The organism is Streptomyces radicis (genome assembly GCF_003626575.1).
Classification (GTDB): Bacteria; Actinomycetota; Actinomycetes; order Streptomycetales; family Streptomycetaceae; genus Streptomyces; species Streptomyces radicis.
In genome coordinates, this window is record NZ_RBDY01000005.1 from 256,293 (window position 1) to 283,039 (window position 26,747).

25 protein-coding genes, 1 tRNA gene and 1 pseudogene are annotated in these 26,747 nt (G+C 72.0%); 16 read left to right on the plus strand and 11 right to left on the minus strand.

The features are described from left to right. Positions 1-62: 62 nt before the first annotated feature. Positions 63-959, minus strand: coding sequence for a carbohydrate kinase family protein (locus tag D7318_RS10450; RefSeq protein ID WP_230423617.1), 897 nt, complete (start codon positions 957-959; stop codon positions 63-65). A gap of 223 nt (positions 960-1,182) precedes the next feature. Next, positions 1,183-1,359: a hypothetical protein gene (locus D7318_RS32760; RefSeq protein WP_183091348.1), complete on the minus strand. Its 177-nt coding sequence runs from the start codon at positions 1,357-1,359 to the stop codon at positions 1,183-1,185. Positions 1,360-1,364: 5 nt separating this feature from the next. Between D7318_RS32760 and D7318_RS32765 the strand changes: the two genes are divergently transcribed. Together D7318_RS32765 and D7318_RS10460 are read left to right on the plus strand one after the other, a co-directional pair. Continuing rightward, the gene (locus D7318_RS32765) at positions 1,365-1,508 is read left to right on the plus strand and encodes a hypothetical protein (protein WP_183091349.1); all 144 of its coding nucleotides are present in this window, start codon (positions 1,365-1,367) and stop codon (positions 1,506-1,508) included. Between the two features lie 56 nt (positions 1,509-1,564). Beyond that, positions 1,565-3,424: a hypothetical protein gene (locus D7318_RS10460; RefSeq protein WP_147437655.1), complete on the plus strand. Its 1,860-nt coding sequence runs from the start codon at positions 1,565-1,567 to the stop codon at positions 3,422-3,424. Here D7318_RS10460 and D7318_RS10465 read toward each other — a convergent pair. Then, positions 3,387-5,633, minus strand: coding sequence for an AAA family ATPase (locus D7318_RS10465; protein ID WP_120696629.1), 2,247 nt, complete (start codon positions 5,631-5,633; stop codon positions 3,387-3,389). The two genes, D7318_RS10460 and D7318_RS10465, sit on opposite strands and share 38 nt — an antisense overlap. A 128-nt stretch (positions 5,634-5,761) precedes the next feature. On the opposite strand from D7318_RS10465, the gene D7318_RS10470 reads away from it, so the two are divergent. The 3 genes from D7318_RS10470 (at position 5,762) to D7318_RS10480 (ending at position 8,469) form a co-directional block, all read left to right on the plus strand. Beyond that, a complete protein-coding gene (locus D7318_RS10470) occupies positions 5,762-6,538 on the plus strand; it encodes a hypothetical protein (RefSeq protein WP_120696630.1) in 777 nt (258 codons plus the stop codon). Positions 6,539-6,605: 67 nt separating this feature from the next. Next, positions 6,606-7,550, plus strand: a complete 945-nt coding sequence (locus D7318_RS10475) for an alpha/beta fold hydrolase (RefSeq protein ID WP_120696631.1) — start codon at positions 6,606-6,608, stop codon at positions 7,548-7,550. Positions 7,551-7,653: 103 nt separating this feature from the next. Continuing rightward, complete coding sequence (locus tag D7318_RS10480; protein WP_120696632.1) at positions 7,654-8,469, plus strand: SAM-dependent methyltransferase; 816 nt, start codon at positions 7,654-7,656, stop codon at positions 8,467-8,469. A 157-nt stretch (positions 8,470-8,626) separates the two neighbouring features. On the opposite strand, the gene D7318_RS10485 is transcribed toward D7318_RS10480, so the two are convergent. Together D7318_RS10485 and D7318_RS10490 are read right to left on the minus strand one after the other, a co-directional pair. Further along, positions 8,627-9,547, minus strand: coding sequence for a helix-turn-helix domain-containing protein (locus tag D7318_RS10485; protein ID WP_120696633.1), 921 nt, complete (start codon positions 9,545-9,547; stop codon positions 8,627-8,629). 90 nt (positions 9,548-9,637) lie between these two features. Then, positions 9,638-9,880, minus strand: a complete 243-nt coding sequence (locus D7318_RS10490; protein ID WP_120696634.1) for a DUF397 domain-containing protein — start codon at positions 9,878-9,880, stop codon at positions 9,638-9,640. A 222-nt stretch (positions 9,881-10,102) separates the two neighbouring features. On the opposite strand from D7318_RS10490, the gene D7318_RS10495 reads away from it, so the two are divergent. Continuing rightward, positions 10,103-10,720, plus strand: a complete 618-nt coding sequence (locus D7318_RS10495; RefSeq protein ID WP_147437656.1) for an ATP-binding protein — start codon at positions 10,103-10,105, stop codon at positions 10,718-10,720. A 21-nt stretch (positions 10,721-10,741) separates the two neighbouring features. Here the strand turns inward: D7318_RS10495 and D7318_RS10500 are convergent, their stop codons facing one another. Next, positions 10,742-11,497 carry a thioesterase II family protein gene (locus D7318_RS10500; protein ID WP_120696636.1) on the minus strand — a complete coding sequence of 252 codons (756 nt, stop codon included), beginning with the start codon at positions 11,495-11,497 and terminating at the stop codon, positions 10,742-10,744. A gap of 148 nt (positions 11,498-11,645) precedes the next feature. Between D7318_RS10500 and D7318_RS10505 the strand changes: the two genes are divergently transcribed. Further along, positions 11,646-11,730 (plus strand) — tRNA-Leu (locus D7318_RS10505). A 56-nt stretch (positions 11,731-11,786) separates the two neighbouring features. Here the strand turns inward: D7318_RS10505 and D7318_RS10515 are convergent. Further along, entirely contained in the window at positions 11,787-12,908 is a 1,122-nt protein-coding gene (locus D7318_RS10515; protein WP_220729595.1) for a glycosyltransferase family 2 protein, read from the minus strand. A 61-nt stretch (positions 12,909-12,969) separates the two neighbouring features. On the opposite strand from D7318_RS10515, the gene D7318_RS10520 reads away from it, so the two are divergent. Further along, entirely contained in the window at positions 12,970-14,220 is a 1,251-nt protein-coding gene (locus tag D7318_RS10520) for a hypothetical protein (RefSeq protein ID WP_183091350.1), read from the plus strand. Positions 14,221-14,268: 48 nt separating this feature from the next. On the opposite strand, the gene D7318_RS10525 is transcribed toward D7318_RS10520, so the two are convergent. Continuing rightward, positions 14,269-16,047 carry a discoidin domain-containing protein gene (locus tag D7318_RS10525; RefSeq protein ID WP_183091351.1) on the minus strand — a complete coding sequence of 593 codons (1,779 nt, stop codon included), beginning with the start codon at positions 16,045-16,047 and terminating at the stop codon, positions 14,269-14,271. A gap of 334 nt (positions 16,048-16,381) precedes the next feature. Here D7318_RS10525 and D7318_RS32770 point away from each other — a divergent pair, with 334 nt between their 5' ends. Beyond that, positions 16,382-16,555: a hypothetical protein gene (locus D7318_RS32770; protein ID WP_183091352.1), complete on the plus strand. Its 174-nt coding sequence runs from the start codon at positions 16,382-16,384 to the stop codon at positions 16,553-16,555. A 39-nt stretch (positions 16,556-16,594) separates the two neighbouring features. Here D7318_RS32770 and D7318_RS10530 read toward each other — a convergent pair whose 3' ends face one another. The 3 genes and pseudogenes from D7318_RS10530 to D7318_RS10540 form a co-directional block, all read right to left on the minus strand. After that, complete coding sequence (locus D7318_RS10530; protein WP_120696639.1) at positions 16,595-17,164, minus strand: TetR/AcrR family transcriptional regulator; 570 nt, start codon at positions 17,162-17,164, stop codon at positions 16,595-16,597. Between the two features lie 56 nt (positions 17,165-17,220). Continuing rightward, a pseudogene (locus D7318_RS10535) lies at positions 17,221-17,532 on the minus strand (metallophosphoesterase); the annotation flags it as partial. Positions 17,533-17,905: 373 nt separating this feature from the next. Next, positions 17,906-19,084: an AraC family transcriptional regulator gene (locus D7318_RS10540; protein WP_120696641.1), complete on the minus strand. Its 1,179-nt coding sequence runs from the start codon at positions 19,082-19,084 to the stop codon at positions 17,906-17,908. A gap of 105 nt (positions 19,085-19,189) precedes the next feature. On the opposite strand from D7318_RS10540, the gene D7318_RS10545 reads away from it, so the two are divergent. The 7 genes from D7318_RS10545 (at position 19,190) to D7318_RS10575 (ending at position 26,597) form a co-directional block, all read left to right on the plus strand. Next, on the plus strand, positions 19,190-20,284 hold the full coding sequence (locus tag D7318_RS10545; RefSeq protein ID WP_220729597.1) for a Gfo/Idh/MocA family protein: 1,095 nt from the start codon (positions 19,190-19,192) through the stop codon (positions 20,282-20,284). 219 nt (positions 20,285-20,503) lie between these two features. Beyond that, complete coding sequence (locus tag D7318_RS10550) at positions 20,504-21,577, plus strand: branched-chain amino acid ABC transporter permease (protein ID WP_183091353.1); 1,074 nt, start codon at positions 20,504-20,506, stop codon at positions 21,575-21,577. Next, positions 21,574-22,656, plus strand: coding sequence for a branched-chain amino acid ABC transporter permease (locus tag D7318_RS10555; protein ID WP_120696644.1), 1,083 nt, complete (start codon positions 21,574-21,576; stop codon positions 22,654-22,656). The genes D7318_RS10550 and D7318_RS10555 overlap by 4 nt, the downstream gene beginning before the upstream one ends. After that, complete coding sequence (locus D7318_RS10560; protein WP_120696645.1) at positions 22,653-24,116, plus strand: ABC transporter substrate-binding protein; 1,464 nt, start codon at positions 22,653-22,655, stop codon at positions 24,114-24,116. The genes D7318_RS10555 and D7318_RS10560 overlap by 4 nt, the downstream gene beginning before the upstream one ends. Before the next feature lie 29 nt (positions 24,117-24,145). Then, the gene (locus D7318_RS10565) at positions 24,146-24,934 is read left to right on the plus strand and encodes an ABC transporter ATP-binding protein (protein ID WP_120696646.1); all 789 of its coding nucleotides are present in this window, start codon (positions 24,146-24,148) and stop codon (positions 24,932-24,934) included. Continuing rightward, positions 24,931-25,662, plus strand: coding sequence for an ABC transporter ATP-binding protein (locus D7318_RS10570; RefSeq protein WP_120696647.1), 732 nt, complete (start codon positions 24,931-24,933; stop codon positions 25,660-25,662). The genes D7318_RS10565 and D7318_RS10570 overlap by 4 nt, the downstream gene beginning before the upstream one ends. 41 nt (positions 25,663-25,703) lie before the next feature. Continuing rightward, positions 25,704-26,597 (plus strand): sugar phosphate isomerase/epimerase family protein, encoded by an 894-nt coding sequence (locus D7318_RS10575; protein ID WP_120696648.1) that lies wholly within the window; start codon positions 25,704-25,706, stop codon positions 26,595-26,597. Positions 26,598-26,747 lie beyond the last annotated feature (150 nt).

Genomic DNA, 26,747 nt, shown 5'->3' on the forward strand with positions numbered 1-26,747 from the left:
GGCCGCTCAGGCGCCTTACGTTTCCGCCCTGTTAAGGCGTACTCAAGTCCCACACAAGGGAGTCACACCGCCAACAGTTCCGCCTTCGACGGGGGGTCGGCACCTTCCCGCGTACACGTGATCGAGGCGGAGAGCGCACATGTCGTCAGCACCTCGCGCAGGGCCTGTGCGCCCTCGGGCGGACCGCCCCGCTCGGCGATGGCGTCGAGCAGCGCGCTCTGGAACGCGTCCCCCGCCCCGACGGTGTCCACCACCTCGACACGCGGGGCGCCTACGCGCGCCTCATCGGCGCGCGCCACCGCGAGTGCGCCCTCGGCGCCCAGGGTCACCACGGTCAACGCGGGCCCGGCGGCGAGGAGTTGGCGCGCGGCCTCGGCCGGGGCGAGCCCCGGGTAGAGCCAGGACAGGTCCTCGTCGCTGGCCTTCACCACGTCGGCGACCCCGGCCAGCCGCGCGCACACCGCGCGATAGGCGTCGCGGTCGGGCTGCACGGCGGGGCGGACGTTGAGGTCGACCACGACCGTCCTGCCCAGGCCGCGCTGCTCGCCGCAGAGGGCGAGCATGCGCGAGGCGCCCGGCTCGACGACCGTGGCGAGCGACCCGGTGTGCAGCACGGCCGTGTCCTCGGGCACCGGCACGTGGCTCGGCGCCCACTCGGCGAGGAAGTCATAGGTGGCCGCGCCGCCCTCGTCCAGATACGCGAGCGCCACGATGGTGCGGCCCGCGTCGGACGGCAGCCTGCGCACCTCGACGCCGATGCGCGCCAGGTGGTCGCGGACCAGCGCGCCCGGCGGGTCGTCGCCCCACGCGGTGAGCAGCGTCACGGGGCGCTCGAGGCGGTGGAGTCCCACCGCGACATTGGCAGGGCTGCCCCCCGGCACGGCCCGCACCTCGCGCGCGCCGACCGGCCACAGCAGGTCGACCAGGGTCTCGCCGACCACCGTCACTCGCGTATCCACCAGGCTTCTCCCTCTCCGGCGCGCGCTCGCGCCCCGCGCCGTGATGCACATCCTCGGATGCCCCGCTCGGCGGCGACACGGCGGGGCCCCCTTCCACCCGTCAACCCGGGTCGACAGGGCCATCCTCGTCAACCGAGGTTGACCCCATGGGCGATGTCGACCTCTCCCCGCTCACCGAGGAGTCCGATCCGTTGGAGGCACTGCGTGCCACCAGTGAGCTGCGTCAGCGCCTGGAGCGCGACGAGGCGGTCCTGGTGCGCCGGGCGCGCAACGCCGGGGCGACCTGGACGCGGACCGCGACAGCGCTCGACGAGCTGGTGGAACGCGCCGCGGAGCGGCTCGGCCACGGCCGCCCCGGCGCCCTGGTGGCCGCCCCGTTGGCCGCGGCGATGGCGCTCACCCGCGATGCACAACGGCGGCACCGGCGGCCACCAGGCCCTCATCGCCCTCGCCCCCGAGCACCGGACGGCCGTGGTGATCCTGAGCGCCAACGCCCGCTCGACCACCCGCACGGGCATGGGCCTGCTCGCCCAGCTCTCCCGGCACTGAGCCTTCGCTCGCGGAGCGACGCGTGTCCGCGGTCCGCGGTGGCTTATGTTGGGCGGATGCTCCAGGGAGTCCAGGGGGACGAGATAAGGGTGCCGGTCGGGGCGGGGGCCGAGGAGTGGGTCACGCGAGGGCGGTGCCGCCGGGTGCTGCTCGTGGTGCACAACGTCACCGCGGCGACCCGCCTGCTCGACATCCTGCCGCTCTTCCGCGACGACCTGCGGATCCAACTGCTGGTGACCTGCACCGGCTCGTCGCCGTTCCAGGCCGGGGTGCCCGAGCTGTTCGCCCGGCTCGGGCTGCCCGTGCTGCCTTGGGAGCAGGCCGTGCGCACCCCGGTGGACCTGGCCATCAGCGCCAGCTACGGCGGTCAATTGCATGAAATCCAGGGCACATTGGTCGTTCTCTCCCATGGCGCGGGATATAATAAGACGCTGGCAACGCCGAACGCCGAACGCCGAACGCCGAACGCCGAACGCCGAACGCCGAACGCCGAACGCCGAACGCCGAACGCCGAACGCCGAACGCCGAACGCCGGGGCCGAGGGCCCGCCTGTGTTCGGGATGGCGCCCGAGTGGCTGCTGCACCGGGGGCGGCCCATCGCGCACACCATCGTGCTCTCCCACCCCGAGCAGCGTGAACGGTTGCGCGCCGCCTGCCCCGAGGCCGCTCCGACGGCCGTGCTCGCCGGTGACCCCTGCTACGACCGGCTGCTCGCGGCCCGCGCCGACCGCGCACGCTTCCGCCGGGCGCTGGGCGTCGGCGAGGGCCAGCGGCTCGTCCTCCTCAACTCCACGTGGAACCCCGACTCCCTCTTCGGCGACAGCGGCGACGACATCCTGCCCGCCCTGCTCCCCCGGCTGGTCGCCGAGCTGCCCGCCGACGAGTACCGGGTGGCGGCCGTGCTCCACCCCAACATCTGGTACGCGCACGGCCCGGGACAGATCAGGGCCTGGTGCCGGGCGGCGGAGGCGGCGGGGCTGACGCTCGCCGACCCGCTCGACGGCTGGCAGCAGGCGCTCGTCGCCGCCGACTGCGTCCTGGGCGACTTCGGCTCCGTCACCTTCTACGCCGCCGCCCTCGGCACCCCGGTGCTGCTCGGCGCGTTCCCCGCCGACCGGCTCGACCCCGCCTCGCCCGTCGCCCGACTCGGCCGCGCCGCACCGGCGTTGCGCCCGGCCGCCGCGCTGCTCCCCCAGCTGACCGAGGCGATCGAGGGCCACGACCCCGGCCGCTATGCCGCCATCACGGGCCAACTCACCTCCGCGCCAGGCGAGTCGGCCACCCTGCTGCGGGAGCTGAGCTACCGGCTGATCGGCCTCCCCGAGCCGCGGGAACGGCCCGCGCTGCTCGACCCGTTGCCGCTGCCCGCGTTCCAACCCCCCACGCGCACCGCGCCGTTGACCGTGCTGACCCGCCTGCTCGGCGCGGGCCCGGGCGAGCCGCCCGAGATCGAGGTGGCCCGCTTCGCGGGGCCCGCCCCCGAGCGCGGCTGGACCGTGCACGACGTCCACGTGTCCGTCGACGAGGAGTGCGCCGACCCCGGCCGCCTCGCCCTGGCCGCGGTGATCGTGCGCCGGGGCCGCGACGACGACCCCCGCCTCGGCCCCGGCAGCGCCTGGACCGCCGACGCGGCCGCGCGCCACCCCGGGGCGGCACTCACCGTCTTCGTCTCGGGTCCCGACCGCTGCACCGTGCGCACGAGGGACGGGCGGCTGCTGCGGATCATGGCCGTCCCGGCCCCCGACGGCGGCCCTGACCTGTGCGACCCCGCGGTCTACGCGTCCGCGCTCCACGCCTGGCTGAGCCGGGGCAAGTCCCTCGACGAGCTGGCCGGTGGCATCACGGTGCGCACCGGCGTGGCGCGCCACCGCGTCGCGGTCACCGACCTGCCCCTCCCCCGGGCCCCTCTGCCCTGAGCAGGGCCTGAACGCGCTCCTCCCCCGCGATGTCCCCTGTCGTCTTGTGCACCTGGCGGGCGCGTTGCCACAGCTCGCGGCGGCGCTCGGCGTCGTCCTCGCAGCGGGCGCGCAGCTCGGTGATCGCGGCCTCCTGGATCAACGCGCCCTCCTCGTCGGCCATGATCGCGAGCGCGGCGTCCAAGGGCCCACGCGCGCCCGCGCGATCGCCCGCCGCGAGCCTGGCCTCGCCCAGACTCGTCAGCACCCGGGCCTCGTTGTACCGGTCGGGGGTCGGCAGGGCCCGCATCTCGGCGAGCGCGGCGTCCAGTTGGCGCAGGGCCTCGGGGTAGGTGCCCGCGCCGTACCGCGCGCGCCCGACGTGGTGCGCCAGCAGGGCCAACGCCCTTGGGTCACCGGCCCGTTCGGCGAAGGTGAGGGCCTCGTGGAAGAGGTCGAGCGCGTCGGCGAACCGCCGCTGCCGCAGCCGCAGCAGGCCGAGCGACTCGAGGGCCGTGGCGCGGCCACGCGGATGGTCGTCGCGCTCGGCGGCGAACGCGGCGCGGAAGTCCGCCTCGGCGGCGTTGAGTTGGCCGAGCGCCATGAGCGAGAAGCCGCGCTGCACGCGCGTGCGCGCCAGCGCTCGGGAGTCGCCGACGGCCAACGCGGCGCCGATGCCGAGGGCGTGGGTGCGCAGGCAGTCCTCGTGGAAGCCGCGCCGCAGGTGCAGGCCCCACATGGCCTCGCACAGCTGCCACACGAGCGCGAACCGCTCGCGCTCCGCCGCGGTGCGCACGGCCGCGACCAGCACCGCGCGCTCGGTGAGCAGCAGGTCGAGCGCCCTCTTGCGGGAGTGCACGGGCTCGCTGCGGGCCTGCGCCCTGGCCACCGCCCCGACGTACCAGCGCCCGCGCATGACGCTGACCTCGGCCTCCACCGCGGTGGCCAGGCACCGGGCGAGCCAACGTTCCACCGCCGCCTCGGCGTCGGGGTCCGCGAGCGTCACGGCGTGCCGGTGGGCGTCCGCGGTCTGCTGATACCTGCGGGGCCCCTCGGGGCGGCTGACCTCGACAAGGCGCCGCTCCGCCAGCTCCGTCAGCAGGGCCTCCGCCTCGGCCTCGTCGGCCAGCCCGGCCAGGGCCGCGACGGGGCCCGCGCCCTGCACGACCGGCGGCAGCTGCCCGAGCAGCCGGTGCAGCCGGGCGGCGGCGGGGCCGAGGGCCAGGTAGCGGCGTTCCACCGGATCGGGCCAGGGGTCGCCACCCGCTCCGGCGCGGGCGATCTCCTCCAGCCGTTCGCCATGGGCGAGTTGGGCCACGACGTCCCACACCCTGGCCGGGTGGCCCCCGCAGCGGCGGACCAGCTCCCGTGCCTCGGGAGCGGCCAGGGCGCCGGGGTCCACGCGGCCGTCCTCGATCAGCAGCCGCTCGACATGGGTGTCGGCGAGCGGCCCGAGCAGCAGCACGCGGGCGCCGTACGTGCCGACCAGGCTCGGCATCCGGTGCCGGGTGGTGACCACGAAGAGCGACCCTGGACCGCCCACCACGAGCTGGTCCACCTGCTCGGGCGACTCGGCGTTGTCGAGGATCACCAGGGCTCGGTTCCCGCGCAACCGCCGCTGGAGCAGGGCGCGTTGCTCGGCGAACCCGGGCCCGACCGTGCCGGGGTAGGAGCCGAGCTTGTACAGCAGGTCGGTCGCCGCCGCGCTGGGCGTCAGCGCCTCGTCAGGCGCGTGTCCCCTGAGGTCGACGTGGAGTTGGTCGCCTGGCAACAGGTCGTCGAGCTCCTGGGCCAGCCGAACGGCCAGGGCACTCTTGCCGATCCCGGCCTCGCCGACGATGAGCAGCAGCCGGGGCCGCTCGGGCGCCTCGGCCACCAGCTCGCGCACCTGGGCGATGGCCTCGTCGCGGTTGACGAACGACGCGTAGGGCGGCTCGATGACGGCCAGTCGCTCGGGGGTCTCCTCGCGCGCGAACCGCCGCAGGAGGGCGGCGATCTCCTCGTCGTCACGGGCGCGTTCGACGATGGCCTCGGCCAGCCGCCGCATCTCCGCCGGGTCGTCGGTCGGCTCGGGCGGCGGCCCGTCGTCGCCGTCGGCGCGGCGCCCGCGGCGCATCCGGCCGAGCAGCGCGGCCAGCGGCGCGACGGAGACGCGTCCGGCCTCCTGCCCCGCGCCTGTCACCATCGCGTTGGCCAGGGCGGCGATGATCGCTGGGCCGAAAACCTCCATGTCCCCCTCCGTGGTCCGGCAACGACGCCACGTTACCCGCTCGATGACACCGGGTCATCCGCGTCCCGGCGGGGATCACCGGGCAGTGTCACGGCAGAGGGCGTTCGAAGGGATGCGAAGGGAGCGGCATGGCGGCGGTCGGGTCGGTGGGCTTCACGGTGGAGGTCGAGGGGGCGACCGGGATGCGCACGGGCGCCTGGGCGGTGGGCGAGACGCTGACGATCGCCGGGCACCCGGGGCGCGCGCCCCTGGCCACGGTCCGGCTGCGGCCCGCGGCGGGCCGGGAGGCCCGGGGCGCGCGGCGGGGCCTGAGCGCCTCGGGCGAGGTGGCCGCGGCCGAGGTGGTCCTCGCGGAGGTGACCGTGGCCGAGGTGGAGGAACGCGCCAGGCTCGGCGGGGCGGCCCCGCACCCCGCGCTCGACCTGTTCGCGCCTGACGGCGCGCCGCTCGCGACCGTGGAGCCGCGCGAACCGGTGGCCTGGCCGCGCCTGTTCGACGTCATGGACGCGGAGGGCCGCCCGCTCGGCACGGTCGCCCGGTCCCGCACGCCGCTGCTGCGCCGCGCGACGTGGGCGATCCACCCCGCCGACGGCGGGCCACCGGTCACCGGACGCCAGGGCACCGCGGCGGGCTGGCTCGCGTTCACCGCGCTGCTGCCGCTGTGGCTGCTCGTGCTGCTGATCTCGCTGCTCGTGGCGCTCGGCACCTTCGGCCTTGTCACCCAGCTGCTGACCTGGGGGCGGCCCAAGAGCGTCGCGTGGCGGCGCGGCCCGCTGGGGCGGCGCCCGCTGACCTTCGGCCACGCCAGGGGCCGTTACCGCGCGGCGGCGAAAGGGCCGCTCGACGAGCGGCTGGTCCACGCCCAGGCGGCGCTGCACCGCTTCACGGCGCTCCACGCGACCTGAGGCCCGGCCACCGGGCGACGTTCCATACTGGCCCTGACCCGGCATCGTCCTGGACGAGGAGGGATTCGTGGACACCCAGCGCACGGCGGCGCCCCGCGCCGACCACACGACCGCGACCGACGGCGTTCCCATCGCCACCTGGACCTGGCTGCCCGAGGGCGTCCCGCCGCGCGGCTGGGTGCAGTTGGCCCATGGCGCCGCCGAACACGCCCTGCGCTACGACGCGTTCGCCCGCCACCTGACCGCGCACGGCTACGCGGTGATCGCCTCCGACCACCGCGGCCACGGCGCGACCGCCCGGCACACCGGCGGCCTCGGCGTGGTGGGCGCGTCGGGCTGGCGCGCGGTGGTCGATGACCTGCACGCCGTCGGCGAACGCGCCCGCGCGGAGCTGCCGGGGCTGCCGTTCGCGCTGTTCGGGCACTCGATGGGCTCCCAACTGGCCCGCGACTACGCGCAGGAGCACGGCGCCGCGCTCAACGGGCTGATCCTGTGCGGGACTTTCCGCTCCCTGCCCGGGTGCGAGCCGGAGACGGCGATCCGGCGGCTCGGCGCGGAGATCGAACGCGGCGGGCGCGGCGCCCGGTCGTCGTTCGTGCCGGACCTGTTCGCGTCGTTCAACGACCCGTACCCGTTCCGCACCGGCTTCGAGTGGCTCTCGCGGGACGAGGCGGAGGTGGACGCGTATGTCGCCGACGAGCGCTGCGGGTTCCCGTTCAGCGCGGGGCTCTCGCTCGACTGGGTGACGGGCGTGCGGAAGATCAACGACCCGGCGCGGCAGGCCGACATCCCGCGCGACCTGCCCGTCCATGTCGTGGTCGGCGACCAGGACCCGTGCCACTCGGGGATGACGCTGGTGTACGAGCTGCTCGAGGATCTCCGCCACGCGGGCACCCGCGAGTTGAGCTGGCGGGCCTGGGAGGGCGCGCGCCACGAGATCCTCAACGAGACCAACCGGCATGAGGTGTTCGCCGCACTCGTCGCGTGGCTGGACGAGCGGGTGGCCGCCTGAGCCGGGCGAGGGCCTTCGGATCCGGAGCCGACGGTCCGTCAACTCTCGCTGACATGCGAGGATTTGAATTCGGGAAGAACCATATCGAGGGAGAGTGGACAGCATGGCCGAAGCCCGCGAGGAAGCCCCACCGGAGATCAACGTCAACGTCCCCAGCGTCGCGCGCATCTACGACTACGCCCTGGGTGGCAAGGACAACTACGCCGTGGACCGGGCGGCTTACGCGGAGTTGGAGAAGGCGGCGCCCAGTTCGCGGCCGCTGGCGATCAACAACCGCCGCTTCCTCCAGCGCGTGGTCAGGATCCTGGCCGAGGACTACGGCATCCGGCAGTTCATCGACCACGGCTCAGGGCTGCCCACCCAGGACAACGTGCACCAGGTGTCGCAGCGGATCGACCCGTCGTCGCGCGTGGTCTACATCGACAACGACCCGATCGTGCTGGCCCACGGGCGCGCGCTGCTCCAGGAGAACGACAAGACGGCCGTGATCCAGGCCGACTTCAGGGACACCGACGCCATCTTCGCCCACCCCGATGTCCAGCGGCTGATCGACTTCGACGAGCCGGTGGGCGCGTTGTTCGTCTCGGTGCTGCACTGCATCCCCGACTCCAGCGACCCCTGGGACGTCATCCGCCGGGTGGTCGACCAGCTGCCCTCGGGGAGCTTCCTGGTGATCAACCAGCTCGTGAGCGACGACGCGGAGACCCGCAAGCGGCTCACCGACTTCCTCGTGGAGAGCACGGGCGGCAACTGGGGCCGACTGCGTGAACCGCACGAGGTCGAGCGGTACTTCGAAGGTCTTGAGATCCTGGACCCCGGCCTGGTGGAGATCAGCACCTGGCGCCCCGACTCGGAGCTGGGCCCCAAGCAGAAGACCGACGAGTGGATCGAGTTCGGCGGCGTGGCCCGCAAGCCGTAGCCCTTGCCGGGCGTTCCGGGCCCGCCCCCCGGATGTCGGCCGGGGGGGGCGGGCCCGGACGATCTTCCTCGGGTCCACGCCTCCCCGGCCTGGGGCAGCGCCGTGCCCGACGGACGGACGGACGCGGACCGGTCCTCGGAAACCGCCCGGTCAGGGCCTAGTTGCGCTTCAGCTCGTCCCTGAGCCTGATGTGGTCGAGCAGCTCGGCCGTCTTGCCATGGGGCTCGGCCGTGGCGCACAGGCTGTCCATGACCGCGAGGTAGTCCTCGACGTCGTCCCGCTTGTCCAGGTAGAGCGCGCTGTTGAGCTGCTCCAGGTAGACGATGTCGGGCAGATCGGGCTCGAGGAAGCGCAGGATCGTGATCGGTCCGCCCGCGGCGGCCAGCCCACCGAGCCGGAATGGCGCTATCTGAACGGTGATGTTCGGCCGCTCGGACAGCTCGCGCAGGTGCTTGATCTGCTGGCGCATCGCCTCGTCGCCGCCGAGCGGGCGGCGCAGCGCGGCCTCGTCCACCACGGCCCACAGCTTGGGCGCCCCCGCCGCCATCAGGAAGCGCTGGCGCTCCATCCGCAGCTCGACACGGCGGTTGACCTCGCGGTCGGAGGCCCTGGGGTTGCCGAGGCGGATGCAGGCACGCGCGTAGTCCGCGGTCTGGAGCAGCCCAGGGATGAACTGCACCTCATAGGTGCGGATGACCGAGGCGGCCTCCTCGAGGCCGATCATCGTCTCGAACCACGGCGGCAGGACGTCGCTGTACCGCTGCCACCAGCCCGGCACGTTGGCCTGCCGGGCGAGCGTCAGGAACTGCTCGCGCTGGGACTCGTCCTCCACGCCGTACAGCGTGAGGAGGTCGGCGATGTCCCGCTCCTTGGCGCCCACCCGGCCCAACTCAAGCCTGCTGATCTTCGCGTGCGAACCGCGGATCGCGTCCCCTGCGGCCTCGCGCGTGATGCCGCACGCCTCGCGCAACCGCCGCAGGTGGGTGCCGAGCACGATCCGCAGAACGGTGGGCCCGCCCCGCGGGTGCGCGAGGATGTCGCGCACCGCCGAGGCGCGGCCTGCCTGAGCTGACGCCATGTGTGTCCCCTGAGTGTTGAATTCGCGCCCAAGTGTTGCACTGTTCGGGCGAGGCGTACAGTCGCTCAGGCGCCACTCAGGGTGAGCCGGTCAGCCGACGTCGACCAGGTCGTCGAAGTCGCCGTCCTTCGCACCCTGGATGAACGCCGTCATCTCGGCGTGGGTGTAGATCAGCGCGGGGCCCTCGGGGTCACGGGAGTTGCGTACGGCCACGTCGCCACCGGGCAGGCCGGCCATCTCCACACAGTTCCCGTTGGGGTTGCTCCGCGCGCTCTTCCGCCAGGCCGCTCCCTCGATCAGGCCGGCCGGGACACCGTTGGCGATCTTCGGCATGTGCACTCCTATGTGGGGTCGCGCCGCCCGGGGGTGAGGTGTGGGTGTGGACGGCTACTGGACAAATCCTGCCCACGAACCGAGCGTTCTTGCACCTGTTCTTGCATCTGTTCTTACATTAGTTCTTTCAGGTGTACTTGCAGCGATACGCTCGGTCCACAAGGATGGACCCAACGGATCCGTCGCCGTCGAGGGTCACGTCACTACGTCGCGGAGGTCTTGATGCCAGCTCTCCCGTTCGCCGCCATGGCACCGCTCCATGCCGGGCAGCTACCGGGAGGAAGGGCCGTCGACACGGCGGGGTTCGCGACGTTCCCGCTCCCCGACGCCCCCGAGACGCCGTCATCCGCCCGGCGCATGACGCGAACGACCCTGGCTGGCTGGGGACTTGACGCGCTGACCGACGACGCGACCGTGATCGTCTCGGAGTTAGTGACCAACGCCATGCGCTACGGCCTGCCCCGGCAGGGCGAGCGCGCGCCGCTGCCGCCCGCCACGCCGCGGCAGCCGATCCTGCTGACGTTCGTGCACTGCGGCGGCTCGGTCCTGTGCGCGGTGTTCGACCCGGGCACCGAGGTCCCGCGCCTGAAGGAGCCCGACCACTTCGAGGAGTCGGGCCGCGGCCTGCACGTGCTCGAGTCGCTCGCGGAGCGCTGGGGCTGGACGACGCCGGACCGGCACGGCAAGGCCGTCTGGGCGCTGCTCGTGCCCCCGGACGCGTCGGCGGAGTGGGAGCCGCTGACCAGGCTCCTGCTCCTGCTCGAACTCCTCAGCGGCCCCTCGTGGTTGAAGTCGCTCGGCGCCTCGGCCGCCGGCGAGGAGGCACCCGAGACGCGCTAGGCGGCGTCCGGGCGCGCCGGGTCAGCGACCGGCGGCGCGCTTGAGGCAGTCGGTGATGCGCTGCACCACTTCCACCTGCCGATCGACCAGATAGAAGTGACCGCCCTCGAAGACGTGCAGGTCGAAGCCCGCCTCCGTGTGACCGGCCCAGCGCTCGGCCTCCGCCACGGTGGACTTGGGGTCGCGGTCGCCGATGAACGCCGAGATCGGGGCGTTGATCCTGGCCTCGGGATCGCCGCGGTAGGTCTCGATGGCGCGGTAGTCGTTGCGCACCGCGGGCAGGACCATCCGCAGCAGCTCCTCGTTGTCGAGCACGCCGCTCTCGGTGCCGTTCAGCCGCCGGATCTCGGCGATCAGCCCGTCGTCGTCCTCCCGGTGGAACGCCTCGTCGCGCCGCGTCGCGGGCGCGCGCCGCCCCGAGACGACGAGCGCGGACAACGGCGGCGCCCCCGGCGTGCGCTCCAGCACGCGCGCCGTCTCGAACGCCAGTACGGCCCCCATGCTGTGCCCGAAGAACGCCCAGGGCTCGCGCTGCCAGGGCCCGAGCGCCTCGGCGACGCGCTCGGCGAGCGGCAGGATCTCCGTCGCGAACGGCTCGCCCCTGCGGTCCTGGCGCCCCGGGTACTGCACGGTCAGCACCTCGACATCGGGGTGCAGGGCGGCCGAGAGCGGGTGGTAGAAGCTGGCCGACCCTCCCGCGTGGGGAAAGCACACCAGGCGCGTGCGCCCCGCGTGCGCCGGGTGGAACCGCCTGATCCAGGCGTCGCCTCCGGACATGGCCCAAGCCTCCTCAAGCTCGCCGACTCCGAGTCCCCACACGGCCCTTGGCCCGGCCCACCGCGCCGAAACGCGGGTGAGAGCACCCCCCTGAGCTTGATATGGTTTCCCCGTCGCCGCAACGGTCAACCCGTAGCGCACACACCCCGTCCGGGTGGCGGAATGGCAGACGCGCTAGCTTGAGGTGCTAGTGCCCGATTAAGGGCGTGGGGGTTCAAGTCCCCCCTCGGACACAACCAGTATGCCCACGCGTGGTGTTGGCCGGGATTCGGCCAACACCTCTTGTTTTTCACGCACCCCGGCCTTGTCCGGCGAAGGGCGTCGACGAGGTCGCGGCGGGCTCGTCGAGGGCCACCGGGCGGATGCCGCCGGGGTCGTGGACCGGGACCCGCAGCAGGGATCCGGTCTCGTGGCGGGCCACCAGCAGGAAGCCGGACGGATGCCACGCGATGCCGTTGGGACCGACTCCGTCGCGGCCCAACTGCTCGGGCGCGCGCAGCGGGAGAGACGCCCGCCCGGCGGTGTCCCCCCGGTTGACATCCGGGGGGAGCCGCTCTGTTGCGGAAAGCCCGCCCCGCAGGGGTGCGATGACCCGATAATCGGGGGGTAGCCGCCTCAGCTCGGGTTCTGCTGGTCCGAACAGGATGGTGGTGACGAAGGTGCCCAAGCCGGCGCGGTGAGCAGGTGCAGCGCCCTTTGGCGAATGAGTGAAATCTGTGCCCCCCCCCCCGGCGAAATTCGACTTCTGTCCGGAGATCTGCCCCGGGTGCTTGCGGTAGCGCAGCGTCGGAGCCGCTATGAGGACACCCGCGGCCCGCGCGGAGGCGGCCATCAGCGTGCCGGTGTCCTCCATGCCGCGCATCGCCGACCAGCCGCCCAGGGAGACCAACAGGTCGCGCCGCCACATCACCCCCGCCGGATGGATGGGCAGCCGATAGCCCCCCGGCGCGGTGGACCAGTGCTCCAGCAGCACACCACGGGCCAACCGCCCGCTCGACAGCGGCAGTTGAGCGCTCCGCAGCTCCCCAGACGGCAGCAGGTCACGCGCCTGCCCCGCGGCGAACCCCGCAAGCCGGTACCCGTCGAGAGCCAGGGAGAGATCGGCCAGGGCCGAGGGTTCGAGCTCGTCGTCGGCGTCGAGGTTCTGGATGAGAGGCGCGGTGGAACGTCCCAGGGCGACGTTCCTTGAGACGGCGGGGCCCTCGGTGGTGCTGTGGACCCCGACACTCACCCGGGGGTCGCCCGCCGCGCCGCACGCGCGCAGCGCGGCCTGGAGCGGGCGGGCGTCGGCACCGTCGATCTGGATCAGCCACCGCCAGTCGCGGTGCGTCTGGGCGCGCAGGGATGACCAGGCCGCCGTGAGGTACCTGGCGTTCGGGGCATGAGCGGCGGTGACGACATCCACGCGCATGACGGCGGATTTTACGCGGGTCCGGCCTCGCAGCGCAGCGATACGTGGTAAGTACGGTGCCATGGAGGGTAATTCGATCACCGCGCGCCTCAGCCAGGTCGCCACCGAGGACTCCCGCGAGCTGGACCGCGTGTGCGAGGAGGTGGCACGTTCGCTGGTCGAGGCCGGGACCGAGCCACCGTTCCGCATCGGCTCGGCGAACTTCACCGGAGACCCCTTCCTCATCTGCGCCGACCGCTACTGGCGGCTGCGCTTCCTTGCCAGGCCCTCGGTGCGCACCGCCGCGGAGTGCGCCGGCTGGCTCCATCAGCACCTCCAGGACGCCGCGGACGGCACAGGGCAGGCCCATCGCGCCGAGGTCGAGCAGAAGTGGGCGCTGGGTTACGCCTTCATCACCCGGGACAGCGAGGAATCCGCGACCGAGATCACCGACGCCTGCGCGGAGATCGTCGGCTCGGCCGACATCGCGTTCTTCGCCGCCCTCTACCACGCGGGGAAGCTCCGCGCGAACTTCCGCTTCGACGAGCTGCACTCCTTCATCGAGTCCTCGATGCTCGCCCTGGCCGCAGGTCCCCACCGCGGCGGACCGGTCTTCACCGCGCTGCGCGCGTTCGCGGCCTTCGGCAGCCGCCGCCTCACCACCGAGCACGCCGCCGACCTCCTCGACCACACCTGGTACTCCCCCCGACGCACCGTGCACACGGTCGACCTGTGCCTCAACGCCCTCTCCGCCGCCGTACCGTTCGACGGCCAGGGCGAGCTGCTGCGCGACCGCGCCCGCGAGGCGGCCGCGCAGTGGCCCGAGAACCACCTCTTCGTCTTCCGGCTCGCCACCGGCCTCCACCTCAACAAGGAGCACGACGACGCGCTCGAGGCCATCGACCTCGCCCTCGCGCTGCTCCCGGCCATCGGCAGCCGCGGCAGCCACGCCCAACTCCAGGAGCAGTACCTCGCCAAGCGCGAGCTCATCCTCGAGGGTCGGCAACGCGGCGCCGAGACAGCCGCCCACCGGCGGCAGTGGGACCGGCAGAACGACGCCTACCGCCAGGTCGAAACCCGGCTCAACTCCGCCACCAACCACCTCATCACCATGATCACGGTCTTTGTCACCGCGATCGCCTTCATCATCAGCAGCATCCAGCTCACCTACGGCGGCGACCTGCCCCTCGGCGACCGCATGCGCCTCATCCTCGCCCAGGGCACCGTCATGCTCGGCTTCTCCGGCCTCCTCGTCCTCGGCACCCACCTCCTCCTCCGCTATCGCCAACACCCACACGCCCACCCCAACCCCCCTGATGACTCCGGGAGCTGACAGAACGCCCTCGGCCCGTCGGTCGTGCCGGACCGGCGTGCGGGAACGTCAGGCGAGCTCGAACGGGCCGATGTCGATGGCCGCGCCCCTGACGCGTGACGCGCCGTCGACGTCCTGGACGAAGCCGGGGCTGTGGGGGGCGCTGCCCTCGTCGACGACGTCGGCCCCTTGGGCCACGGCGCGGAACCGGGTGAAGTCGTCGGGGTTGATCGCCCGCACCGGCGCGTCGGGATTGCCCTCGAACTCGCGCCAGTCGTCGGCCACCGAGGGATCGAGCAGCTCGATGTTGTCCGTGTCGTCGGTCAGCGCGTCCCTGCTGCCGTCGGCGTAGGTGGAACCCCCGGCGCTCACCAGGATGTTGTTGCGCAGCCTGACGTCCGTCGTGTCCAGGTCGTCCACCGTGCCGTGGAACGTCAGGACATGGCCGTCGACCCCGCCGAGCAGGATGTTGTTCTCGATGACGGCGCCGGGGACGCTGCCCAGCTCGATGTTCTGGCTGCCGAACGACTCACACACGTTGCCGCGGTAGGTGAAGTCGCGGATGTCGGCGGTCGGGCGGTGCCCGTTCTGCATGATCAGGCACTGGCCCGAGACGCGTACGCAGTAGTTGTTCTCCACGGTGACATTGTGTGATTCAACGGTTCTCCCGCTGTTCTGGTACGTCTGGACGCAGTCGGCGTGCGGCTCGCCCTCGCCCTTGTTGGCGTTGAGGTCGTGCACGTAGTTGTTGCGGATGGTGTGGCCGCTGCCCCAGACGCGCATGCCGTCGACGTCGTCGTTCCCGTCGTCGGACCACAGGTCGTAGATGTTGTTCCACTCGACCGTGATGTCGGAGCCGCCCCAGAGGTAGACGCCGAAATTGTTGGTCCCGGTCACGGTGTTGCGGGAGATCAGCACGTCGCTCGCGCAGTCGTCGTAGTCGCACGCGATGGCGTAGTGGATCCGCTTGCCCGTCACCAGGTTGCCGGTGATCGTGTGCCCGCTGCCGGAGAACTTGATCCCCGTCGACGGGTCGTCCAGCGCGTCACCGACCACCGTGAAGCCGTCGACGGTCGCGTCGCTGCCGCTGACGACGATGTTCCGCACCGTGACGGGGCCGTTGGCCCGAACGGTGATCGGCTTGTCGACGACCAGCGTCGTGTCGGAGTGGTCGCCCGGCCTGACGCAGACGATGTCGCCGTCCGAGGCGTCGTCGACGGCCGCCTGCGGGTCGGAGTCGGCGCGGACCGTGCAGTCGTCGGTCCTCGGGTTGCCATTGCCGTCGGTGCCGTACGGGAGTTCGTCGTCACCACCACCGCCGCCACCGTCGTCACCACCGCCGTCGTCACCGTCGTCGTCGCCCCAGATCTCGATCTCGGTGAGGCTGTTCCAGTCGCCTTCGCCGTCTCCTTCGTAGCCGTGGCCGAGGTAGCGGATCCTCGACGTTTCCACCGGCTCGTCGAAGGTGAAGGTCTCGAGGGCTGTGGTGGTACCGCTGGTGCGGCCCTCGTGGATGGTGACCCAGCGCGAGCCGTCCCAGTGTTGGAGTTCGAAGAGGTTGCGGCGGGTGGTGCCTCGGTGGACGGCGAGTTTGACATGGGTGACGGTGTGGGTGGTGCCGAGGTCCAACCGGAGCCAGGCGTTGTCGCCTTCGCCGGACCAGCGGGTGGTGAGGTCGCCGTCGACGGCGTCGGCGGGAACGTTGTCGTCGCTGGTGCTGGCGGTGACGGCTTCGGGGCCCGGGGTGAGTTCCGCTTCGGCGGCCCATGCGGTCGTCGGCGCGATGAGTGTCGCGGTGAGGGCGGCGAGGGCGGTGAGGGCCAGGGGCAGTGAACGGGCGGGTCTCACAGGATGTCCTCCTGGGTCGGGTTCTCTCCGCCTCGGTCCCGGGGGCCGTGGAGGGTCACCGGGGCCATGAGGCGTCGGCGGCACGGTAGACGGCACACCACGAGACGGGTCCCGACGACCCGGCGCCGCAGCGCCGTTCCGCCCCCGTCGGCGTCGGCCCGTAGGTCGACGGCGCCCGCGCGAGCGGTGGACCGTCCACCGGCCCACGACCCATGAATCGAGACACCGTGCACCGCATCCATTAGCCTTTCGATGCACGACGCCTTGGAAATGGCCCGCGCCGACACCGGCGGGGCCCGCGGACCGTTCGCGACAGCCCGGGAGACGCAGAGACATGTCCGAGAACGACGAAGCCCCGGTCCTCGCGCACAGCCGCCGCGGCGTGCTCAAGGCCGGAGGCATATCCGCAGCGCTGGTCGCCCGCGGCGACGGCGCCGCGGGCGGCGGCCTGACCGGGACTTCGGGGCCGATCCACCGGGCGGCCCCTTCGCCGACCCGGCGGGGCTGACGCCATGGCCGGGCGGCCGGTGAACGGGGCCTCTCCGGGTCAGGACCAGGCCGCGGCGAGGCGGCGCGCGTGCGCCCGCAGGGCCAGGCGCGAGGGCGGCGTGGCACCGGTCATCACGATCAGCACGACGGGCCCGCACAGCTCGGCGACGGCGAACGGGTCGGCGGGTACGCCGCGGAGCCTGCCCCTGACCTGGCCCAACACCGCGCGGGCGGGCGGGGCGAGTAGGTCGGCGGCGGCCACCAGCCGACCGACCTCGGCGTCGTGCTGGGCCTCGCCGAGCAGGGCGCGGTAGGCCGCCCCCGCGGGCGAGGCCGTGAGGAACTCCGTCAGGGCGACCAGGAAATCGGTGATCGCGCCGACCGGGTCGTCCCGCACCACGAAGGCCAGCTCGCCGCGCGCGTCGTCGGCGCACGCCTCGACCAGGATGTGCGCCTTGGTCGGCCACCAGCGGTAGACGGTCTGCCGCCCCACGCCCGCCCGCTCGGCGATGCCCTTCATCGTCATCGCGGAGTACCCGATCTCGACGAGCAGGTCGTCGACCGCGCGCAGCACGGCGACGCGCGCGGTCTCGCTGCGTGGACGCCCCAGGGCGGCGAACTCGGCCATGACCTCAGCCTATCGGGGCAACGTGCACCGTTACCGCGTCGATCTCAAGGCCCGGGTCACGCGGCCCGCCCCGAGGCCTGGGTGACGGAGGACAGGGTGACAACGGTGACATCGGGGAGCGCGTCGACCCGCACGGGAGGTCCCCAGGCACCGGCGCCGCGGGTCACGTGGAGCAGGGCGTCGCCATGGCGTTCGAGACCCGCCACCGTGGGGTTGGCCAGCTCCGCGATGAGGTTGCCCGGCCACAGCTGCCCGCCGTGGGTGTGGCCCGAGAGCCGGGGATCGACGCCGTGGTCGGCCGCCTCGTGGACCACGGCGGGCTGGTGGGCGAGCAACACGCAGGCGCGGGACCGGTCGCGGCCGCCGCCCGGGTGCCCATCGCGGACTTCGACCTCGCGGGCCTCGACGACCTCGCGGGGGACGAGGTGGTTGAGCAACGGGTGGGGACCGAGGTCGCGCACGTGGTCGATCCACTCGCGGGCTCCGTAATTTCCGAGTCAGAGCGCCTCGTAAATCACTCACCTTACGAGCGACAGTGTCTCGTTATCCCTCCGAGGGGCCGTCGCGGCATGACCCGAAGTCCAGGGAATCCGGACGCGACTCTTGACCCGTGGCGGCGACGCGGGTGTAACTTCTGGCCAGCCCACGGCATTTAACGATAAATCGCCGGCGGTGGCAGGAGGCGACGACATGGCGTGTGAACGGGTGGCCCGGGTCTCCTGGACGACCGTGCCGACGCGGTCACTCCCGCCAGAAGGCCTGACGCGCGACGGAGCCGCTCACCGCCCGACGGTACTGGCCGGGCGACTTGCCGGTGTGCTTCTTGAACACCACACTCATGTACTCGGGGTGACTGAAGCTCAGCCGCTCCGCGATCTGCTGGAGCGTCCAGTCCGTCGAGGACAGCAGCTCGGCGATGTGGCCCACCCTGACGCGCACGATCTCGCCGTGGACCGTGCGGCCGAGCAGCCGCACGAATCGGTGGTCGAGCGCCCGCCGCGAGAGCCCGACGTGCCGGAGCACGGCGTCGACCGCGAGATTCAGGTCCGAGTGGTCGCGGATGAACCGCAGGGCCTCGGCGACGAGCGGATCGTCCACGGCGAGGATGTCGGAGGACTGCCGGGCGACAAGCCGCGTCGGTTCGATCAGCCGCAGCCCCGGCTCGAGGGACCGCCCCCGCATCATGAGGTCGAGGAGCTCGGCGGCGAGGTACCCCGTCCTCGTCGTGTCGGGCTCGATGCTCGACAGCGGGGGCGACGTGAGGCTGCCTATGAGGTCGTCGTTGTCCACGCCGATGACGGCGACCGAGTCGGGTACCGCGAGCTCGGCGATCTTGCAGGCCTCGAGCACCTCTTGGCCCGCGATGTCGTAACAGGCCAGCACGCCCACCGGTCGGGGAAGACTCGTGAGCCACTCCGCGAGCAGCTCGCGGTCGGCGGCGCGCATCCCCGACGGCTTCATGCGGAACTCCCACGAGGTCAGACCGCGTCGGCGTACATGCTCCGCGAACCAGGCGCCGCGCTTGAGCGACCAGCCGAAACGTTCGTCCCCGCAGTAGGCGAAGTGCCGCAGACCCCGTTCCTCGAAGTGCTGGACCGCCCACCGGGCGATCGTGCCGTCGTCGGTCTCGACGCCGGGCAGCTCGGGCACCAGCCGCGCCGCGCTCAGATCGACCGCGGGGAGGCCGAGCCGCCGGATGAACCGGGCCGTCTCCTCGCTCTCGATGCGGGCCAGCAGGCCATGGCCCTGCCAGCCCTCGAGCCACGAGAAGTCGGTCTCGTGGCGGCTGTGCTCGGCGAGGTACATCGACCAACCCGGGTGTTCCTCGACGTACTTCTTCACGCCCACGAGCAACCCGCGGGCATAGGCGTTCGACGTTTCGACAAGCAACGCTACGTGACGAGTGCTCAGTTGAGGCATGTAAAAAGTCTAAGGCAGACTGCTGTATTACGCATGGCTTGATCTCAACGGCGTCCGTAACCTGGCATTGCCTTGGGAGGTCAAACGATGACACAGAGAGTGCGGATGGCGATTGCCGGACTCGGTTTCGGTGCCGAGTTCATCCCCATCTATCAAGCCCATCCGGATGCCGAGTTGGTGGCTGTCTGCCAACGCGCCGAGGCCCCCTTGAACGAGATCGCCGACCGCTTCGGTGTCCCCAGCCGGTTCACCGACTACGACGCGATGCTGCGGGACCCCGAAATCGACGCGGTGCACATCAACACCCCGATTCCGAACCACGCCGAGCACACGGTGTCGGCGCTCAGGGCCGGGAAGCACGTCGCGTGCACGGTGCCGATGGCCACGACACTTGACGAGTGCCGGGCCATCGTGGCCGCGGTCAGGGAATCCGGCAAGAAGTACATGATGATGGAGACGGTCGTGTACTCCCGGGAGTTCCTGCATGTCCTTGATCTCCTGGAGAACGGCACCCTGGGCCGTATCCAGTTCCTTCGCGGCGCCCATTACCAGGAAATGGCGGGCTGGCCCGGATACTGGGAAGGCCTGCCGCCCATGCATTACGCGACACACGCGGTGAGCCCCGTGCTTTCGCTCGCCGGGGCGTTGGCCGAGAGCGTCGTCTGTATCGGCTCGGGGCGCATCTCGCCCGACCTCGCGGGGAAATACGGATCGCCGTTCGCCGTGGAGAGCGCGCTGCTCACCCTCCGTGACTCGCCGGTGGGCGCGGAGATCGCGCGCTTCCTGTTCGAGACGGCGCGTGAATACGTCGAGAGCTTCACGGTGTTCGGCGACCGCGCCAGCTTCGAGTGGGAGCAGACACAGGGGTCGGGACACGTGCTGCACACCGGTGAGATCCCGAAGACGGTCGAGATCCCCGACTTCGCGCACCGACTGCCGCCCGAGGTCGCACCGTTCACGACGCGCGGCGTCTACGACGACGACCATGAGCATCTCTCGTTCATCCAGGGGAGCGGCCACGGTGGATCGCATCCGCACCTGGCGCACGAGTTCCTCAGGAGCATCCTCGAGGACCGCCCGTCCTCGATCGACGAGGTCACCGCGGCGAACTGGACGTCGGTGGGCATCTGCGCGCACGCGTCGGCCATGCACGGGGGCGCCCGGGTCGAGATCCCCGACTACGCACGAGAGGCGGGCTGACGGCCGACGCGCCCATGACGGCGTGACAGGACGGGCCGAGGGCCCTCCGTGAGGTGAACAGCGCGTCCGCCGACCGGCGTCGCGAGGACGGAGAACACGCGCCGAGTCATGGCGCCCAACAGCGGAGGAACGGATGAGCCCTGCCCGGATCGATCTCCCGAGGCGGTACACGACGACACCCGAGCGGGGAGCACGGGGACACCTGCCGGTGGGGTCTCCATGACCGCACCCCCGCGGCAACTCCCCGCGGCCGCCACCAAGGAGTGGCGCGCGCGGCTTCGAAGACTTCCCGTCCTGGCCGTCGCCATCCCGGTCGCCGCCGCCGCGCTCTGGGTGGCGTTCCTCGCCGAAGGGACGCCGGCGGGACCGGCCACCGACAACCCAGGCAAGTTCCTCGTCACGGCGCTCGACGCGGTCACGTTCGCCGGGCTCCTGTTCGTCGCGGCGTCCGGCTTCACCCTGATCTTCGGACTCATGCGCACGGTCAACATGGCGCATGGCTCGCTGTTCCTGCTGGCCGCCTACATCGCCATCAGGACGCAGGAGGCCATGGTCGGCCGCTCCCGCAACATCGAGCCCGCGCACGTCGGGATGCTGGACTGGCTGGTGCCGATGCTGGTCGGCGCGGGCGTCGCCGCCGTGCTCGGGCTGCTGATCCAGCAGCTGTTCCTCCAGTGGACCGAGGGCCAGGAGCTGCGCCAGGCGCTGATGACGCTCGCCCTCACGGTCGTCCTGGCCGACCAGATGCTGCGGGAGTTCGGCGGTCTGGCCCAGACGATGGTCTGGCCGGGCGCCGTCAGCCACTTCTTCTCCGTCGCGGGCGAACGGTACGCCCTGACCCGCGTGTTCATCCTCGGCGTCGCCGTGCTGGTCGGCGTCCTGCTGTGGCTCTGGCTGACCAGGACGAGCATGGGGATGGTGATCAGGGCCGGCGTGGACGACCGCGGGATGGTGCGCGCGCTGGGCATCAACATCCGCCTGGTCTTCGCCCTCACGTTCCTCGTCGGCTCCTTCCTCACCGGCGTGGGCGGCGTGCTCGGGGCCTCGTTCGCGGGAGCGGCGCCAGGGACCGACGGGAGCTGGCTGCTGAACGCCCTCATCGTCGTCATCGTCGGCGGCCTGGGATCGCTCAAGGGCGCCGCCGCTGGCTCGCTGCTCTACGGCGTCGTCGTCGCGTTCTCCCCCGTCTACCTGCCGAGCGACTACTCCTACTACGCGATCATCATGACCTTCGCCCTGCTGGCGCTGGTCCTGGCCGTCCGCCCCAACGGACTCTTCGGGAGGCCGGCATGAACCCCCGGATGAACCCCCGACACCTGCTGACCCGGGGCAACGTGCTCGGCGCCGCGCTGATCGCCGTCCTGCTGGTCCTTCCGCAGCTGGCGACGGCGTTCTTCGTCAACTTCGTCATGACGCAGACGCTCATCCTCGGGCTGGCCGCCGCGACGATCGTGTTCCTGGCCACATACGGGGGCATGACCTCGCTCGCGCAGTTCCTGCTGTTCGGGGTCGCGGGTTTCATGTTCGGCAACGCGGCCCAGGAGGCCGGGTCGCGCGGCCTGAACCTCGGGTGGTCCCCCTGGGTGGCGGTGGCGTTCGCCCTCCTGGTGACCCTCGCCGCGGCGTTCGTCCTCGGCGCGATCGCCAGCCGCACCACCGGGCTCTACTTCCTCATGCTCACGATGGTCTACGCCGTCATCGGCTACTTCGTGTTCGCGCAGATCGTCGAGATCTCAGGGCCCGGCGGCATCACCAGCATCCAGCGGCCCGACCTGCTTGGACCGCCCGTCCGGCTCTACTACGCGGGCGTGCTGCTCTCGGTGCTGGCCTACCTCGGCTTCCGGGCGGTCGGGCGGACCGCGTTCGGCCTGGCGTTGCAGGGCGTCCGCGACGACCCGGTGCGGATGGCCTCGCTGGGGTTCAACGTGCGGCTGCACCGGACGCTGGCGTTCACCCTTGCCGGGTTCGTGGCCGGGCTGAGCGGCCTGCTCAACGTGTGGTGGAACGGCCAGATCGACCCGGCGTCGATCGCGACGGGCCCCACCCTGATCCTGCTGATCATCGCGGTGATCGGCGGCATCACGTCCTTCGCGGGCGCCTGGCTCGGCGCCTTCGTCTATGTGTGGGTCTTCACCTACCTGCGGGACCTGCCGCTGATCGACAACATCGGCATCACCGAGGCCAGGTTCAACACCGTGATCGGCGTGATCGTCCTGGTGATCATGGTGCTCTCCCCCGAAGGGCTCACCGGAATCGTCAAGCGGCTGCGCCACCGCGTCGGAGCCCGCACCCCCGCGATGCCAGGACCGGCCAGCGGCGGATCCCCGTCCGTCGGCAAGCGAACGAAGGAACTCGGAGGAACACGGACATGAGCGGACTGAGACGGCGCACGGCGCCGGCGCTCTCGATGGCGGCGGCCCTGGCGCTGGTGACCGCGGGATGCAGTGGCGGTGACGACTCGTCGGGGCTGCCCGCCGACCAGCAGGGCTCCGGGGCGACGGCCGCGGAAGGCGACGGCGTCAGGCTGGGGATCCTCGGCCAGTGCGAGGGCCCGTTCGGCGGCTTCCACGAGGATGTCGTCGCCGGCACGACGCTCGCCCTGACCCGGTTCGCCGGCGCCACCCCGAACTCGTCCACCAGCGCGCTCGACGGCTTCAGCGACGCGGAGGCCGCCGGGACCCCGATCGAGCTCGTCGGCGTGGGCTGCGGCGACGACACCGCGGACCGCGTCCTCCAGGAAGTGCGCCTTCTGGTGGAGCAGATGGGGGCCAACGTCATCATCGGCCCGCTCTCCGGCGACGAGGGCATGGCCGTGGCCGAGTACGCGAAGGCCAATCCGGACATCACGGTGTTCGCCGGCATCTCGGGCTCACAGGAGCAGACCCTCCAGGTCAGGGCGCCCAACTACTTCCGCTTCTACGGTGACGGCGCGATCTGGAACGCCGGACTCGGCGACCTGCTGTACAACGAGCAGGGCTGGCGGAGGGTCGCGGTCATCGCCGACGACTACAGCTTCGGCCACACGTCGGCGGCCGGTTTCATCGCCGACTTCTGCGCCGTCGGCGGCGACGTCACCCACCGCGTCTTCCCGCCGCTCGGCACCACGGACTACTCCTCCTACATCGCCCAGCTCCCGAACCCGGACGAGGTGGACGGCTACTTCTGGGCCGTGGGCGGCACCGGGACGCAGTCCGCACTCGAGGCGTTCATCAACTCCAAGGGCGACGTGACCGGCGACCAGCACGCGGGCAACTTCTTCTTCAACCCCGACCTGGCCCAGGCGCTCGGGAGCGACATCGCCGGTGCGCACATCGGTGGCTTCGCCACGCTGCCGGGCGACGTGCGGACCCCGGAGATCGAGGAGTACCTGGCCGCCGCCGACGCGACGTGGGAGAGCATCCCCGGATCGCTGAGCGGCAACGAGCCCGCCCCGCCGTCGACCGCCGCGGCCTTCGGGTTCTTCTACGGCTACTACACGGCCGGTGTGGCGCTGGTCGAGGCCCTGGAGGCGGTGGACGGCGACATCTCCGACGTCGAGGCGTTCCAGTCGGCGATCTCAGGGCTGACGCTCGATCTGCCCTACGGCGACATCAGCCTGGACGAGAACCGCAGCGGCGTCGTGGACGTCGGGCTCTCGCGGCTCGCGGTGGACGACTCCGGTGAGATCGTCCAGGAGACCGTGGCCGTCGTGCCCGGCGTCGACCAGTCCTTCGGCGGCACGTTCAGCCCTGAAACCCCCTCGCCCGGGCGGGACTTCCCCGCGTGCGACGAGCGGGACCTGCCCTGGGAGGGCCAAGCCGTCCCCGTCGTCGACGGCGTTCCCCAGAGCTGAGACCCGAGCTGAGACAGGAGGTTGCGGTCATGGCCCACCCCAGCGCCGCGCCGTCCGAGCGGGACGGCCCGACCCCGGTCGTGCGGGTCCGCGCGGTCACGGTCGCGTTCGGTGGCCTGCTCGCCCTGCGCGGTATCGATCTGGATATCGCGCGGGGCGAGCGGCTGGCGATCATCGGGCCGAACGGAGCGGGCAAGAGCACGCTGTTCAACGTGATCGCCGGTGATGTGACGCCGGGTGAGGGCTCCGTCGTCATCAAGGGCGTCGAGTGCGTTCACCGGCCCTCGCGGTACCGGCCCAGGCTCGGCGTCGCGCGGACGTACCAGAAGGCACGGGCCCTGGCCGGTCTCACGGTGCGCGAGAACATCTACCTCGCGCTCACCGGCCACCGCGGCCGCCACTTGGCGCTCTGGCGGTCCTCCACGGACCGGCGGACGGACGAGGAGGCCGCCGAGGTGGCGGACCGGGTCTGGCTTTCGGGGCAGCTCGACGCCGTGGCGGGGGAGCTCGCCCACGGGCAGCAGCGCCAGCTCGAGCTCGGCATGGCGATCGCCACGCGCCCCGACGTGATGCTGCTCGACGAGCCGGCGTCCGGCCTGTCGCGTGGCGAGCGCGAGCGGCTGGTCGAGCTGCTCGAGTCGTTCGACGAGGACCTGACCCTGCTGCTCATCGAGCACGACATGGACGTGGCCTTCCGCGTCGCCCACCGGGTGGTGGTGATGGCCGACGGCGAGCGCGTCACGGCGGGCACCCCCGCGCAGGTCCGCAGCGATCCGCGCGTCCACCGGATCTATCTGGGCACGGAGGCGCCGTCATGAGCACCGCACCCCTTCTCGACGTCCGACGCCTGCGGGCCGGCCACGGGGCGTCCGTGGTCCTGGAGGACCTGAGCTTCGGCATGGGAGTCGAGGCGGTCGGGATCGTCGGCCGCAACGGCATGGGGAAGACCACGCTCTGCGACACCCTGGTCGGGTTCCTCCCCGTGACGGACGGGGAGATCCTGCTGGGCGGCGAGGACGTGTCGGGCCGGGCCCCCGAGAAGATCGCAGGCGCCGGTATCGCCTATGTCCCGCAGGGCCGCCGCCTGTTCCCCTCGCTGACCGTCGACGAGCACCTCGCCATGCTGGCCGGGAGGACGCGCGGCAAGCGGTGGACCCCCGAGGCGGTCTACGACCTCTTCCCGCGGCTCGCCCAGCGGAAGAGGCACGGCGGCGCCGCTCTCTCGGGCGGCGAGCAGCAGATGCTCGCCGTCGGGCGCGCGCTCCTGCTGAACGGGCGCCTGATCGTGATGGACGAGCCGTCCGAAGGGCTGGCCCCGACCATCGTCGACGTCCTGGTCGACGCCGTCCACCGCCTGGTCGACGAGGGCGTCGCCGTGCTCGTCGTCGAGCAGAACCTGCGCGCGGCGGTGCGGATGGCACCGCGCCAGCTCGTCATGGTGTCGGGCCGCATCGAGGCCGAGTTCACGGGCGACGAGCTGCTGACCCGCCCCGACCTGCAACGCAGGTACCTCGGCGTGGGCGCGGACGACGGGGCGCACCGGTGACATCGGACGAGGAAGCGGAACGGCGAGGACCGGGAGGACCGATGAGGGCGACGAGGGCGACGAGGGCGACGAGGACGTTCGGGGTCAGCACATGGGTGTGGACCTCACCCCTGACCGACCAGCGGCTGGCCGAACTGGCGCCGCGCGTCAGGGAGTGGGGCTTCGACGTGATCGAGCTCCCGGTCGAGAACGTGGGCGACTGGGACCCCCACCGCGCGGCGAAGCTGCTCGACGCGCTCGGCCTGTCGGCCACGGTCGTCCTGGCGATGGCGCCAGGACGCGAGCTGGTGGCGGCCGACCGCGAGACGATCACGGCCACGCGGGACTATGTGCGGCGCGTGGTGGACGTGGCGTCCGCCGTGTCGTCGCCGGTGGTCGCGGGCCCGGCCTACACGTCGGTGGGGCGCACCTGGCGCATCACCGAGGCGGAGCGGCGCGCCTGCTACGAGCAGCTCAGGGACAGCCTCGCGCCGGTGTTCTCGCATGCGGCGGACGCCGGGATCAGGGTGGCGGTCGAGCCCCTCAACCGGTTCGAGACCAGCCTGATCAACACCGTCGACCAGGTGCTCGACGCGCTGGCGGGGCTGCCGACCGAGGGCTGGGGCGTGGGCCTTGACCTCTTCCACATGAACATCGAGGAGCGGAACATCCCGGCGGCCATCCGCAGGGCGACGGGCCGGATCGCGCACGTCCAGGTCGCCGCCAACGACCGCGGCGCGCCCGGCGCCGGCCACCTCGACTGGCCCGGCATCGTGGCGGCCCTGGACGCGGCCGGGTACGAGGGCCCGCTCGTCATCGAGACCTTCACCGGGGAGAACGAGACGATGGCGACGGCCGCCTCGATCTGGCGACCGCTCGCGCCGAGCCAGGACGCCATCGCCGTCGACGGACTCTCCTTCCTCACCGATGTCACACGGGAGGGAGGCGGGCGGTAGCGGCCGACGACGGCCAGCGTTTCCCACCATCGGGTCCGGCCCGCCGAGGGCGTCGGCGGAAGGCCGGTCACGACGGCGCGGTCAGCCATGGATTTCTCGACCTTCTCCGCACTCCGCCGAATCCCCGCGCCCTCCACGTGAGCCGACATC

What these genes read in the sequence shown, in the direction of transcription:
- D7318_RS32765 (WP_183091349.1), top strand. Translation starts at nt 1,365, where the DNA reads ATGCACAACGGCGGCACCGGCGGCCACCAGGCCCTCATCGCCCTCGCC.
- D7318_RS10460 (WP_147437655.1), top strand. Translation starts at nt 1,565, where the DNA reads ATGCTCCAGGGAGTCCAGGGGGACGAGATAAGGGTGCCGGTCGGGGCG.
- D7318_RS10465 (WP_120696629.1), bottom strand. Translation starts at nt 5,633, where the DNA reads ATGGAGGTTTTCGGCCCAGCGATCATCGCCGCCCTGGCCAACGCGATG.
- D7318_RS10470 (WP_120696630.1), top strand. Translation starts at nt 5,762, where the DNA reads ATGGCGGCGGTCGGGTCGGTGGGCTTCACGGTGGAGGTCGAGGGGGCG.
- D7318_RS10480 (WP_120696632.1), top strand. Translation starts at nt 7,654, where the DNA reads ATGGCCGAAGCCCGCGAGGAAGCCCCACCGGAGATCAACGTCAACGTC.
- D7318_RS10485 (WP_120696633.1), bottom strand. Translation starts at nt 9,547, where the DNA reads ATGGCGTCAGCTCAGGCAGGCCGCGCCTCGGCGGTGCGCGACATCCTC.
- D7318_RS10490 (WP_120696634.1), bottom strand. Translation starts at nt 9,880, where the DNA reads ATGCCGAAGATCGCCAACGGTGTCCCGGCCGGCCTGATCGAGGGAGCG.
- D7318_RS10495 (WP_147437656.1), top strand. Translation starts at nt 10,103, where the DNA reads ATGCCAGCTCTCCCGTTCGCCGCCATGGCACCGCTCCATGCCGGGCAG.
- D7318_RS10500 (WP_120696636.1), bottom strand. Translation starts at nt 11,497, where the DNA reads ATGTCCGGAGGCGACGCCTGGATCAGGCGGTTCCACCCGGCGCACGCG.
- D7318_RS10515 (WP_220729595.1), bottom strand. Translation starts at nt 12,908, where the DNA reads ATGCGCGTGGATGTCGTCACCGCCGCTCATGCCCCGAACGCCAGGTAC.
- D7318_RS10520 (WP_183091350.1), top strand. Translation starts at nt 12,970, where the DNA reads ATGGAGGGTAATTCGATCACCGCGCGCCTCAGCCAGGTCGCCACCGAG.
- D7318_RS32770 (WP_183091352.1), top strand. Translation starts at nt 16,382, where the DNA reads ATGTCCGAGAACGACGAAGCCCCGGTCCTCGCGCACAGCCGCCGCGGC.
- D7318_RS10530 (WP_120696639.1), bottom strand. Translation starts at nt 17,164, where the DNA reads ATGGCCGAGTTCGCCGCCCTGGGGCGTCCACGCAGCGAGACCGCGCGC.
- D7318_RS10540 (WP_120696641.1), bottom strand. Translation starts at nt 19,084, where the DNA reads ATGCCTCAACTGAGCACTCGTCACGTAGCGTTGCTTGTCGAAACGTCG.
- D7318_RS10545 (WP_220729597.1), top strand. Translation starts at nt 19,190, where the DNA reads ATGGCGATTGCCGGACTCGGTTTCGGTGCCGAGTTCATCCCCATCTAT.
- D7318_RS10550 (WP_183091353.1), top strand. Translation starts at nt 20,504, where the DNA reads ATGACCGCACCCCCGCGGCAACTCCCCGCGGCCGCCACCAAGGAGTGG.
- D7318_RS10555 (WP_120696644.1), top strand. Translation starts at nt 21,574, where the DNA reads ATGAACCCCCGGATGAACCCCCGACACCTGCTGACCCGGGGCAACGTG.
- D7318_RS10560 (WP_120696645.1), top strand. Translation starts at nt 22,653, where the DNA reads ATGAGCGGACTGAGACGGCGCACGGCGCCGGCGCTCTCGATGGCGGCG.
- D7318_RS10565 (WP_120696646.1), top strand. Translation starts at nt 24,146, where the DNA reads ATGGCCCACCCCAGCGCCGCGCCGTCCGAGCGGGACGGCCCGACCCCG.
- D7318_RS10570 (WP_120696647.1), top strand. Translation starts at nt 24,931, where the DNA reads ATGAGCACCGCACCCCTTCTCGACGTCCGACGCCTGCGGGCCGGCCAC.
- D7318_RS10575 (WP_120696648.1), top strand. Translation starts at nt 25,704, where the DNA reads ATGAGGGCGACGAGGGCGACGAGGGCGACGAGGACGTTCGGGGTCAGC.